The sequence below is a fragment of the Spirosoma areae genome (assembly GCF_054781775.1).
Map to the genome: position 1 here is coordinate 38,116 of NZ_BAAGTT010000038.1, position 11,781 is coordinate 49,896.

General features: G+C 52.6%; 11 protein-coding genes. 7 read left to right on the forward strand and 4 right to left on the reverse strand.

Annotation, left to right across the window (positions count from 1 at the left end; all coding sequences use genetic code 11):
• Positions 1–40: 40 nt before the first annotated feature.
• Complete coding sequence (locus tag ACYVI1_RS23135; protein WP_460913221.1) at positions 41–1,036, forward strand: glycosyltransferase family 9 protein; 996 nt, start codon at positions 41–43, stop codon at positions 1,034–1,036.
• A 119-nt stretch (positions 1,037–1,155) separates the two neighbouring features.
• Complete coding sequence (locus ACYVI1_RS23140) at positions 1,156–1,335, forward strand: hypothetical protein (RefSeq protein WP_460913222.1); 180 nt, start codon at positions 1,156–1,158, stop codon at positions 1,333–1,335.
• A 32-nt stretch (positions 1,336–1,367) separates the two neighbouring features.
• On the opposite strand, the gene ACYVI1_RS23145 is transcribed toward ACYVI1_RS23140, so the two are convergent.
• From ACYVI1_RS23145 to ACYVI1_RS23155, 3 genes are all read right to left on the reverse strand, one after another.
• Positions 1,368–2,411, reverse strand: coding sequence for a glycosyltransferase family 9 protein (locus tag ACYVI1_RS23145; protein WP_460913223.1), 1,044 nt, complete (start codon positions 2,409–2,411; stop codon positions 1,368–1,370).
• 97 nt (positions 2,412–2,508) lie between these two features.
• The gene (locus tag ACYVI1_RS23150; protein WP_460913224.1) at positions 2,509–3,165 is read right to left on the reverse strand and encodes a DUF4254 domain-containing protein; all 657 of its coding nucleotides are present in this window, start codon (positions 3,163–3,165) and stop codon (positions 2,509–2,511) included.
• 343 nt (positions 3,166–3,508) lie between these two features.
• Positions 3,509–4,756 (reverse strand): hypothetical protein, encoded by a 1,248-nt coding sequence (locus tag ACYVI1_RS23155; RefSeq protein ID WP_460913225.1) that lies wholly within the window; start codon positions 4,754–4,756, stop codon positions 3,509–3,511.
• A gap of 391 nt (positions 4,757–5,147) precedes the next feature.
• On the opposite strand from ACYVI1_RS23155, the gene ACYVI1_RS23160 reads away from it, so the two are divergent.
• The 5 genes from ACYVI1_RS23160 (at position 5,148) to ACYVI1_RS23180 (ending at position 10,683) form a co-directional block, all read left to right on the forward strand.
• Positions 5,148–5,918 (forward strand): alpha/beta hydrolase, encoded by a 771-nt coding sequence (locus ACYVI1_RS23160; protein WP_460913251.1) that lies wholly within the window; start codon positions 5,148–5,150, stop codon positions 5,916–5,918.
• Between the two features lie 65 nt (positions 5,919–5,983).
• On the forward strand, positions 5,984–7,624 hold the full coding sequence (locus ACYVI1_RS23165; protein WP_460913226.1) for a carboxylesterase/lipase family protein: 1,641 nt from the start codon (positions 5,984–5,986) through the stop codon (positions 7,622–7,624).
• A gap of 136 nt (positions 7,625–7,760) precedes the next feature.
• Positions 7,761–9,056, forward strand: a complete 1,296-nt coding sequence (locus tag ACYVI1_RS23170; RefSeq protein ID WP_460913227.1) for a CitMHS family transporter — start codon at positions 7,761–7,763, stop codon at positions 9,054–9,056.
• Positions 9,053–10,375, forward strand: coding sequence for an acyclic terpene utilization AtuA family protein (locus ACYVI1_RS23175; protein WP_460913228.1), 1,323 nt, complete (start codon positions 9,053–9,055; stop codon positions 10,373–10,375). The genes ACYVI1_RS23170 and ACYVI1_RS23175 overlap by 4 nt, the downstream gene beginning before the upstream one ends.
• Positions 10,372–10,683, forward strand: a complete 312-nt coding sequence (locus tag ACYVI1_RS23180; RefSeq protein WP_460913229.1) for an AtuA-related protein — start codon at positions 10,372–10,374, stop codon at positions 10,681–10,683. Before ACYVI1_RS23175 ends, ACYVI1_RS23180 begins: the two co-directional genes overlap by 4 nt.
• A 12-nt stretch (positions 10,684–10,695) precedes the next feature.
• On the opposite strand, the gene ACYVI1_RS23185 is transcribed toward ACYVI1_RS23180, so the two are convergent.
• On the reverse strand, positions 10,696–11,757 hold the full coding sequence (locus ACYVI1_RS23185) for an endo-1,4-beta-xylanase (RefSeq protein ID WP_460913230.1): 1,062 nt from the start codon (positions 11,755–11,757) through the stop codon (positions 10,696–10,698).
• Positions 11,758–11,781: the final 24 nt, after the last annotated feature.

Consider the following 11,781-nt stretch of genomic DNA (forward strand, 5'->3'; position numbering starts at 1 on the left):
GTGCAGAAATTTGAATAGTTTTGTCCAAAATGATGGCAGAATGGATTCCCCGGTAAAACTTCTGGTTCTACAACTCTCGTCCATTGGCGATGTCGTGCTGACTTCGCCCGTTGTGCGTTGTCTGAAACAGCAAGTGCCGAATGCCCAGATCCATTTCTGCACCAGGCGGGAGTTTGCACCAATTATCGCTCATAATCCACATCTTACGGCCCGGCACTACATAGACGGCAGCGTTTATTCGCTTATCCGCCAGCTCCGGGCCGAGCGGTTTGATTACATCATTGACCTGCAAAATACCGGTTTTACACAACTCATGAAAGCGTTCCTGGGCGTCCGATCGTATAGTGTCGACCGTCAGTCGCTTCGGCAGTGGCTGTATGTGCGCTGGAAAGTGAACGCCCTGCCCGAACAGCACGTTGTTGACCGCTATATGGCAACGGTTCAGCCGCTGGGGGTGGAGAACGACGGGCGTGGCCTCGATTATTTCATTCCTTACAAAGACGAGGTTGAAACGGATTGGCTCCCCGCCACCCACCAGACCGATTTTGTCGCTTACGCCATTGGCGGACAGCATCAGACCCGCCGGCTACCCGTTTTGCGGATGATTGAATTGTGCCTTAAAATCGACCATCCAATCGTGCTGCTGGGCGACAAGGCCGACCGTAAAGCTGGCGACGAAATTGTGCGGGCGATTGGTGAGCAACAGATTTATAATGCCTGTGGCCTGTATAACCTCAATCAGTCGGCCTCGTTGCTGCAACGGGCGCGGGTCGTGTTTAGCCACGATACGGGCCTGATGCACATAGCGGCTGCCTTTCGCAAAAAAGTCTATTCCATCTGGGGCAGCACCACGCCCCAATTCGGGTTTTACCCCTACAAAACTCCGCACGTACAGCTCGAAACGCCAGGCTTAGGCTGCCGTCCCTGCTCGGCCAGTGGTTCAGATAGTTGCCCCAGAAAACACTTCAAGTGCATGAATAACCTCTCCTTTGACTTTGATGTGAAGGAGTTACGGACGAAAAAGAAGAATTTTTGACGGACACCAGGGTAAGCAATCCGAGTTGATGGCCAAAGCTGTAGTGTAGTCAGGAACTCACCCGGCTGGCCGATGCATCTGAGGGAACCAATGAGCGGCTTCCCCAACTTGACCGTAAAATGGATCAGGGATTCGATCAGGTAACTAACAAATTCGGTCAGGTCGCTACCCGGTTTGACCAGGTAGATGCTAATCAAAACCAACTGCACCCGGCTATAAGCACCATGCAGCCGGATATAGCCGGGCTGAAGGCTGAGCAGGAACTGATTCTGCAGATTTTACGGGAGAAACTTCCGTGATGATTCGGTAGCTGAATGAAAGCAAAATTTTGTTAGTTACCCAGCATCTGCCATATCCGCCCGGCCACCGCTTCCACTGAAATGTCGTTCAGGCAGGCCAAATCACCCCGCCAGCAGGGCTTATTGCCGAACACCGAGCAGGGGCGGCAGGTGAGTACATCGACCGGAATCTGAAGAATGGCTTCGTCGCCCTGTCCCCACGGACCGAAACCAGCGTTGGGGTGGGTGGCTCCCCAAATGGATAGCACCGGCACACCACTCAAAGCCGCCAGGTGCATATTTCCCGAATCCATACAGAGCATTCCGGTCAACCGTCGGATGAGGGCCAGCTCGGCGGCTAACGAAAGTTGCCCCGCCACGAGGATCACCTGCGGGCACTGCTGCCGTAAGGTGTCGAGTTGGGCCATTTCGGCGGCACCGCCCCCAAACAGAAAAACCGTGAGCGGTGGTCCGGCGTAGAGTTGGTCCAGTAAGGGGGCGAATCGGTCAAACGGCCACATTTTCTGTGCGTGCTGGGCGAAAGGAGCAATGCCGAGCCGGGGCGCATCGGCAGCAAAAGTTTGCTGATTCAGGAAAGTCGCCAGTTCATCGTGGGCGGAGGTAGGTGGCTGAAACTGAAACGGGCGGGCAGGCTCAAGAGCAAAACCCGCTGATTCAAACGCACGGGCGTACCGGTCCAGGCTATGTGGCAACTGCCGACGCACTTTATTTTCTTTTCGGGTCAGGGCTTCTTTTGCCGTCCGCCCTTTGTCAATAGTCACCGATGGCACACCCACTAACCGAAACAAACTTTTCAGAACACCCGACCGTAAATTCTGGTGTACATCGACTATCGCGGCAAATGAAGCTACTTTTCGCAGCTCGTTAAACAAACGAACCAGGCCCGCGAACCCCTTATGATTTCCGTCGAAATCGGCGCCAACGATGCGAACGCTCGGAAACTGATCAAAGAAAACGGCAAATTTTTGGCGCGTCACCACCGTAATGCCTACGTCAGGATAGCGTAGCACAAACGCCTGCACAACGGGAGCCAGCAGGGCCACATCACCCATTGCCGAAAACCTGAGAACAAGCAACTGTTTTTTCAACGGATGTAAGATTGTACTGTATGATATAGGAGATAGGAGGTGTGATGGATGACTTTCGCGCTGAGTACATCAATCATTTTATAGTTTATTGCCCGTATAGCACGGGGTTTAAGGTTGGGTCGTTATACATTTTCATCTGCCGATACACCTTCATGTAGCGGTCGCCGTTGCGGATGTCTTCCAGGAGTTCGTCGAAGCAGCGGGCCAGGTCGCTCTCCTGTTCCAGCAGCACAGCGAGTTTCTGCGTTGCCCGCTGGCGGTGTTCGTCCGAAACCGATGAGCGGTTGGCCTGCTCGCGAAAATGGTAGAGTTTGAGTTGCAGAATCGACATTCGGTCGAGAAGCCAGGCGGGCGTTTCGGAGTTCATTCGGGCGGATAGCCTGGGCGTGATGGCCTGAAACTGGTTCGAAAACCAACTGTCAATCTGTTCTACAGTATCGGTCCGGTCCTGATTCGACTGATCGATCCGGCGTTTGATGGCCACCAGCTCATCGGGCCGGATGGACGGGCTGCGAATGATGTCTTCAAGGTGCCACTGAATCGTGTCGATCCAGTTTTTCTGGTACAACAGAAACGCAATCTCACTGGTCGGATACGGATTAGTAATGGGCGTATCGACGTGGTCGTTCAGGTGGTAGTCCTGGATACTCCGGCAAAAAATGTCGTTGGCAAATAGGGCGGTCATAAGCAATAAATCAGTCGCAAAGATACGGGTTTTAGCGGTAATGCGGGCGTTGAGCATCGAGCAGCGCCGTACAGGCTACTGAAGGCATGATCGGTTTGCAATGCCATTGGACGGCCGTGTATTCGGCGTCTGCAGGCAGTGGTATGCCCTTATCTTCCTGGCGACCGGATGCGGCCATAAAATTCCGTCATCTTGCCATTAAAGAATTGCCGTAACGTATATGAGGTAGGTATGCCACAGCCTGACGAGGGGGTGTCGAGCTAGTTTTTGCCTGAAGGAAACGGAGCAGTTTTGTAGGCCAGTATTCACTAGTTTTATAAGAGCTTCCAATACTTAATCAGTCACATACGCAATGTAATTTTAAATATATACCAGATCTTATTGGGATATCTTAAAGCGTTTACTTGCCCGGAGCAGGGGTGAGAATAACGCCTTCCTGAGGTTCCCTTAGGAGAATACTATTCTCATCAATCAGCGTTTTTAACGACTCATTTGCCAGCGTATCCAACAGGTGATATTTCAATTGAAACGTTCTGGTCTGGTTGTTAGTCTGTACCCATTTCATGATCTTACAGTGGCAATTAGCGTTTTCCGGCGTGTTGGTAATTTCTTCCAGCGAACCACCCTTGCCCTGTTTGATAAACACATTTCGGATACCGATCAGATCATTGCCATCGCCCATATCGAAACTCCAGGTTGTGGCAATGCTGGTGAGGTAGCCCTTGCCTTTGTCTAAGCGCAACAGGGCATGGATGGGCGATTCTACGTTACCGCTCTTGTTCTTCACCCTCGAATAGATGGATACCAGCGCCGGTGCTTCAAACTGCATGTAGCCAATGTGATCAATGTTGGCCCCGTGTCGATTGAAGATAAAATAACCGTTCTTGTAGATGATCTCCACGAGATTATTGGCCACCTGATGAAATCGGTTGGGATCATTTGCCCGTGCCTGAGGAGCCCCCGTATAGTACAGCCAAATGCCCGACAGACTGTCAATTTCAGCCTGCGTTGGTTGGTACGGAAGAATATTCAGGTCATGGCGAATCGTGGCCCACTCGTTTCGGTCGGCGATCCAGCGAGCGCTGACAAACCCGACTAAGGCCAGACAAAGGAGTAAACTGACGAGCCAAACCAGGGTCTTTTTCCTAATAGAAGCCTTCAATCGGGTGGCCTTAGCTTCGTTTTCCTGCTGGCAGGTTGCTAACTGCTGCCGAAGCGCTTCCTGCTCGTCTAACCGTAACGCTACGGAGGCATCTACGCCTTCGATAAGATTGGCATCCTGCGGATTCTGGATGAATCCCTTGCGACCAACGCCATACAGATAAATGTAGCAGGCGTCGATCAAATATGACCGTGGATTCGCCACGAGTTGGTTGTAGGCATCTTTTACCTGAACACCCGTTATGTCGTACTTTCGGTGGGGATAGTCAACCTGTTTTGGATTGGGGTCGGGCGGATACGGATCATGGTCCAGGTGCTGGGCCGTGTCTGGCAATTCATTACTGATCGAACTGAGTAGCCTCGCTATATCCTCGTAGTTTTTCGGATTGGTGTTCCGTACGATTTGCTGGCCAGTGGCGCGTTCATACGTGTTTATAACTTTCTCAAGTAAGTACCCAGCTTCCTCCTTACCCGTCTTTATTTTCATTTAATACGTTAGTTTCTACCTATTTATGAAAATTCCGTACCCTTAATAAAATTTCCTAAAGATACAGTTTCATTTAGTAAGCCTGATATCGGCACAGCCATACCCTAAGCTGGATGATTAGACGGAACACACACCTATATTTGAATCGCTCTTCCTTTTGTGCAAAAGATTACGGCTAAAGCGCAAGAAGAAAACGCTTCTCATTCATGATGGTTGCCCACTCGATGATAGCCAACGTAATCAAACAACGTCATAAAATCTCCAAGCTGGTATGCCTGTCCTGAATCGAAACAAAATTACCTGGTCGCAGTTGGTACTCTTTTTTGGCTTCTTTTTAACGCTTCCGCTTTACGCAGCCAAAGTAGACACCTTAGACGTACCCAGCGCCAGCATGAACCGAACGCTTCGGGCGGCCGTGGTGCTGCCTGACGCATACCGCAAGGCCAAAAAACAAGCATTTCCGGTGCTTTATCTGCTGCATGGCGGCACGGGAAGTTTCCGGGACTGGCTGACCAAAACGCCCGACAAAACGCTGCTACACCGGCTGGCCGACCAGTATAACCTGATTATCGTAACGCCCGACGGTGATCCGATGAGCTATTATTTCGACAGTCCGCTCGTTAAAAACAGTCAGTTCGAGACATTTATCGCCAACGAACTGGTCAATAAAATTGATGATACGTATCGTACCGTGCGTGACCGTCAGGGCCGCATTATTGCCGGTTTGTCGATGGGTGGACACGGAGCTATGTTCATCGCCAGCCGCCATCCCGACGTGTATGCTGCGGCTGGCAGTATGAGTGGGGTGATGAATATCAATACGGCCACCTGGAAAGTGCCCGCCGATTTTGCCAAATCCCGCGCCGAGAATTTTGCCAATCTGTTAGGCCCGCCCAGAGAAGGCGACGCCCCTTATCCGGGCTACACAATGGTTACGCTGGCCGGCCAGTTGAAAAAGAATAATCTGCCCTTGATTTTCGATATTGGTGTCGATGATTTTCTTATCAATGGTAACCGGGAGTTGCACCGTCAACTGGTGGAAAACCAGACGCCCCACGACTACACCGAACGGCCCGGCGCCCATACCTGGGCGTATTGGGAAAATGCACTGCCTTATCAACTCCTCTTTTTTAGCAAAATTCTGAAAGCCAACGGGTATTAATAGTTGACCCGCCGATCTTATCCGCACCCACTTTTTATCGAACGAATAGCCAACCAATAACTTCTATGAAAATCAAATCAATCCTTTTGTCCCTACTTGCGCTCACGTTACCGCTGCTGGCGGTTGGGCAGGCTAAAAACGAAGCGACCGATCCCATTGTGGCCGGTAAAGGCATCGCTACCGTATCCACCGCGTCCGGTTCAGTTCGGGGGTATATTCACAACGGCACGTTTACGTTCAAAGGCATTCCTTACGCTAAGGCAGAACGCTTCATGGCCCCCACCAAACCCGATTCGTGGACGGGCGTTCGCTCGTCGATGACCTACGGACCCGTTTGCCCGATGGATGTAACCACGACCACGTACGATGAGATTGAATTTCCGTTTCATCACGACTGGGGCTACACTAACGAAAACTGCCTGAGCCTGAACGTCTGGACGCCCGAAATCAACAATTCTAAAAAACGCCCCACGGAAAGCCGCCCTGTCATGGTTTGGTTACACGGGGGCGGATTTACGGCCGGTTCTTCGGTTGAGCTACCGTCGTATGATGGCGAAAACCTGACCAAAAAGGGCGATGTGGTCGTTGTTACCGTGAATCACCGCTTAAACGTGCTGGGTTTTCTGGATTTGTCAGCCTACGGGGAGAAGTACAAATACTCCGCGAATGCGGGCCTGATGGATTTAGTGGCTGCCTTACAGTGGATTCAGCAGAATATCGCTCAATTTGGGGGCGATCCCGGAAACGTAACCATATTCGGCCAGTCGGGTGGGGGTGGCAAAGTAACCAGCCTGATGAATGCTCCTTCGGCAAAAGGCCTGTATCACAAAGCCATTGTTCAGAGTGGTAGTTACATCACCAGCTTCACCGAAAGCGATCTGGCCCGGAAAGTCAGTGCGGCCCTGCTCGATGAATTAAACCTACAGCCAAATCAGATCGATTCACTGCAAAAAATACCCTACGAGCGACTGAATGCAGCCAGTAAAAAAGCCATTCGTACCGTAGCCGACAAGCTGAAAGCCGACGGAAAACCAACCGCAGGACTGGGCTGGGGACCTGTTCACGATGGAAACTTTCTGCCGGATCAACTCACGGAACCAGCCGCGATAGCCCTGTCAAAAAATATTCCCCTGCTTGTGGGGTCAACCAAAAATGAGTTCACCCCCTTCATGCCGGGCACCCGTGACCTGACGATGGAAGGGGCCCGGGCCAACCTACAGAAAAAATACGGCGACAAAGCAGATGCGTATCTGGCAGCGGTAAAGAAGGCGTACCCGGAAACAGTCAAGCCTTCTGATTACACGGACATCGACGTCAACTTTCGTCCGCTCACTGTTCAGCAGGCCAATGCGAAAGCCATTCCGGGGGCGGCTCCTGTGTATATGTACCTGTTTACCTGGCAGTCGCCGGTGCTGGATGGTATCTATAAATCCATGCACTGCATGGAGATTCCCTTTGTGTTCGATAATATCGACCGCTGCGAAGAAATGACGGGCGGGGGCAAAGCTGCCCATGCGCTGGCCGACAAAATGAGCCGGGCCTGGATTGCCTTTGCCAGAACGGGTAATCCGAACCACAAAGGTTTACCAGCCTGGCCTTCATACACGCCCGAAAATGGGGCTACCATGATTCTCGACAATACGAGTCAGCTAAAAAGCCATCCCGACAAAGAGCTCTTGCAGATTGCTACCGGTAAGTCTCTGTAGAGGAGTTTTGACAGGATTAACAGCCGGGCTGACGCTTCGGATAAGATAGGATGTAAAAGAAAAAAACTGTTTTATCCGAAGCGTCAGCCCGGCTGTTAATCCTGTCAAAAAACAAACTCACTCAACTACCTGCCTTATGCTGTCGCTGTTTGGCTTTGCCACCATTGTCGTTTTTCTGCTGCTGATTATCACTAAGCGGCTATCCGTTATTACGGCGCTGGTAGTGGTGCCGGTCGTGATGGGCTTCCTGGCTGGCTTTAGCCCTAATGAACTGGGAGAGATGATTCTGGCGGGCATTAAACAGGTGGCCCCAACGGGCATTTTGCTCATGTTTGCCGTGCTGTATTTTGCCACAATGCTTGATGTCGGTCTGTTCGATCCGATCATTGCAGCCATTATCCGTTTTGCGAAAGGCGACCCGCTGAAAGTAATTATTGGAACGGCCCTGCTGACGATGATTGTTCACCTCGACGGCGATGGAACTGCCACGTTCATGATCGTCATATCCGCTTTTTTACCCATCTACAAACAGTTGCGTATCAACCGGTTGATTTTGCCCGGCATTGTCGCGCTAAGCGTGGGACCCATGCACCTGGTGCCCTGGTCAGGTACGTCGGCCCGGGCCATATCAACCCTGAAAACGGATGCCACCCAGTTGTTTAACCCAAATATTCCGGCAATGGCAGCCGGTATTGGCTGGGTGCTTTTTGTGGCCTGGTGGTTCGGCCGGAAAGAGCGGAAACGTCTGGGCATTAGTGACCTGAAGTATGTGCATCAGGAAAGCCTGACCGACGAACAGCGGCAACTTCGCCGTCCCCGTTTGTTCTGGGTCAATGCCGTGCTGACCATTGGTCTCATCACCACCCTCATGAAAGGCTGGGTACCGGCACCAGCCCTGTTCATTTCGGCCGCCATTGTCGCGCTGCTGATCAACTACCCACGCCTGCCGGATCAGCAAAAAGTGCTCAGAAGCCACGGAAACAACATTTTCATGGTGTCGAGTATGATCTTTGCGGCAGGCGTCTTTTCGGGCATTCTGACGGGTTCTAAAATGATCGATGCCATGGCCACGTCCGTTGTTTCGCTTATCCCCCAGCAACATGCCGCCTGGCTACCAACCCTGACGGCCATTACCAGCATGCCCGCCAGTCTGCTCTTCACGCCCGATGCCTATTATTTTGGCGTGGTCCCCATTCTGAGCCAGACGGCTACGCAGTTCGGTATTGACCCGCTGGAAATTGGACGAGCCGCTTTGCTGGGCCAGATGACAGTTGGCTTCCCGGTTAGTCCGCTGACGGCGTCTACCTTCCTGCTCATTGGTCTGGCCGAAGTGGAGTTGGGCGATCACCAGAAATTTATTCTCAAATGGGCCTTCGGCACGACGCTGGTTATGACGCTGGCGGCCCTGTTAACCGGCTCCATTCATTTATGAAAACTACTGTTCGAATTGGATGCGGGGCTGGCTTTTCCGGCGACCGGCTCGAACCCGCCCTCGTGCTGGTTCAGCAGGGCCAGTTAGACTATCTGGTGCTGGAATGCCTGGCCGAACGGACCATTGCGCTGGCCCAGAAACGGAAACGGCAGGATGCCAGCGTAGGGTACGATCCACTGCTGGAGCGCCGAATCGAAAGTCTGTTGCCTCACCTGCTGGAAAAGAAGGTTCGCCTGATCACCAACATGGGCGCGGCTAATTCGCTGGCGGCTGCCCAAAAAATTGTCGACATTGCTCAACGATTAGCATTATCCGTGACGGTGGCCGCTGTCACCGGCGACGATGTGTTCAGCTTGCTTTCGGGCCGCGAAACGGCGATGGAAACAGGCAAACCCCTTTCCGATGCCGGTGCGCTTGTTTCGGCCAATGCTTACTTAGGTACCGACGCTATTTTACCCGCTCTGGCGACTGATGCCGATATTATCATTACGGGCCGGGTGGCCGACCCGTCACTGTTTTTAGCCCCGCTGGTTTATGAATTTGGCTGGTTGTCGGACGATTTTAATCAGTTGGGGCAAGGTACCGTGATTGGCCATTTATTGGAGTGCGCCGGTCAGCTCACGGGCGGGTACTTCGCCGACCCCGGCCGCAAAGACGTACCCGACATGGCTCATCTGGGCCATCCCTTTGCCGATGTTTCACCAAACGGCACGGCGGTTTTTAGTAAGGTAGCCGGTACGGGTGGTGTGTTGAGCCTGGCAACCGCTAAAGAACAGTTGCTCTACGAAGTAATGGACCCCAGCCGCTACATTACCCCCGACGTAGTGGCCGATTTTACGCAGGTACAGTTGGTAGAAACCGGGCCAAATCAGGTCGGCGTAACGGGCGGGCGTGGTCAGCCTCGACCGGATACGCTGAAAGTAAGTGTGGGTTACGAGGCTGGTTTTACTGGCGAAGGCGAAATTTCGTATGCCGGTTCAAACGCCCTGGGCCGGGCCAAACTGGCGGGTGAAATTATTCAGGAGCGGCTGCAAAACCGGTTTGCCGATTTACGCATCGACTACATCGGCAGCACATCGGTGCATCGAACAAACTTCGGTCATTACCCCGACCCCTATGAAATCCGGCTGCGGGTGGCCGGTAAAGCCACTACTGCTCAGCAGGCCGCTTTGGTTGGCGAAGAAGTGGAAGCCCTCTACACCAACGGCCCGGCAGGGGGTGGGGGAGCGCGCAAATACGTTCATGAACTGGTGGGCATCGTCTCAACGCTCATTGACCGCCATCAACTAACGCCACAGGTAACCCTTTTTCAATCATGACCCTCAAGCTCTACGATATCGCGCATAGCCGGGCGGGTGACAAAGGCAATACGCTGACGCTCTCGCTCATTCCGTACAAGGCCGACGATTACCCGCTGCTATGCGCTCAGGTTACGGCTGAGGCCGTCAAACAGCACCTGACCGATATTGTAGCGGGCGATATAACCCGGTACGAATTACCTAATTTACCTGCGCTTCAGTTTGTCTGCCAGCAGGCACTAACCGGTGGCGTGACGACCTCGCTCACGATGGATACGCACGGCAAAACTTTAAGCTACGCCCTATTGGAAATGCGGATACCGGGTTGAAAATACCTGGTCTCAGAAATTCACCACGCCCTGGAATGCTTTCTTCGGCTGACCGGTCTGATCGAATAGCAACGGGTAATCTTTCCGGCCTGGAACGGGAAAATTATCCAGCCAGGAGTATTTGTCGGTCAGGTTCCAGAACGTAACGCCGGTGATCTTGTCGCGGTGCTTTCGAAACACCTCAAACAGCATCTTATAATGAGCTGCCTGTTTGTCGTTCATCTCGGGCGTAAACTCGCTTCTATCGGTATCGCGACGTGCCCGGCGCTCGTGTTCTTTGGGATATACCGATACGTCTACTTCCGTGAACTGTATCTTCAGCCCCAGGCTGGCAAATTTGTTAATGGACGCTTCCAGTTCCGGTGCGGTAGGCTCGTAAATAGACCAGTGTGCCTGCAAACCTACCCCGTTGATGGGCACCTTCCTGTCTTTGAGCTTCTTGAGTAACTGGTAGATGCGGTCCCGCTTGGATGCATTCTCGGTATTGTAGTCGTTATAAAACAATTGTGCGGAGGGGTCGGCTTCGTGGGCGTACTGAAATGCCTTTTCGATGTAGTCTTCGCCGATGATTTCGTAGAATTTCGATTTGCGATACAGGCTGTTTCCCGTATCGGGAACGGCTTCGTTGACCACGTCCCAGGCGTAAACCGTGCCTTTATACCGACCCATTACGTCGGTAATATGCCGCTTCAGGCGGGCCAGCAACACCTCCCGGCTCACGGTTTTGCCCGTTGAGTCGGTAAAAAGCCAGGGGGGTGTCTGGTTGTGCCAGCACAGGGTGTGGCCCCGCAGTTTGATGTTGTTTTGTTTGGCGAAAGCGGCAATAGCGTCGGCATCTTTCCAGTTATAGCGGTTCTCTTCGGGATGAATTGGTCCCATTTTCATGGCATTTTCGGGCGTCATGCTGTTGAACTGGGCTTTAATCAGTTCGGCATCCGGGCCAGGCTGCACCATACGCGGGTTGACGGCCACACCAATGGGAAAGTAATTCCTGTAATAATCTTTCAGTCCCTTTTCGGGGGCCACGAAGGCAACCGTCAGGCCAATCAGGGCGCAGGAAATGAGTGTACGCATGGGTCAGGCTAATTTAGAAGGCGA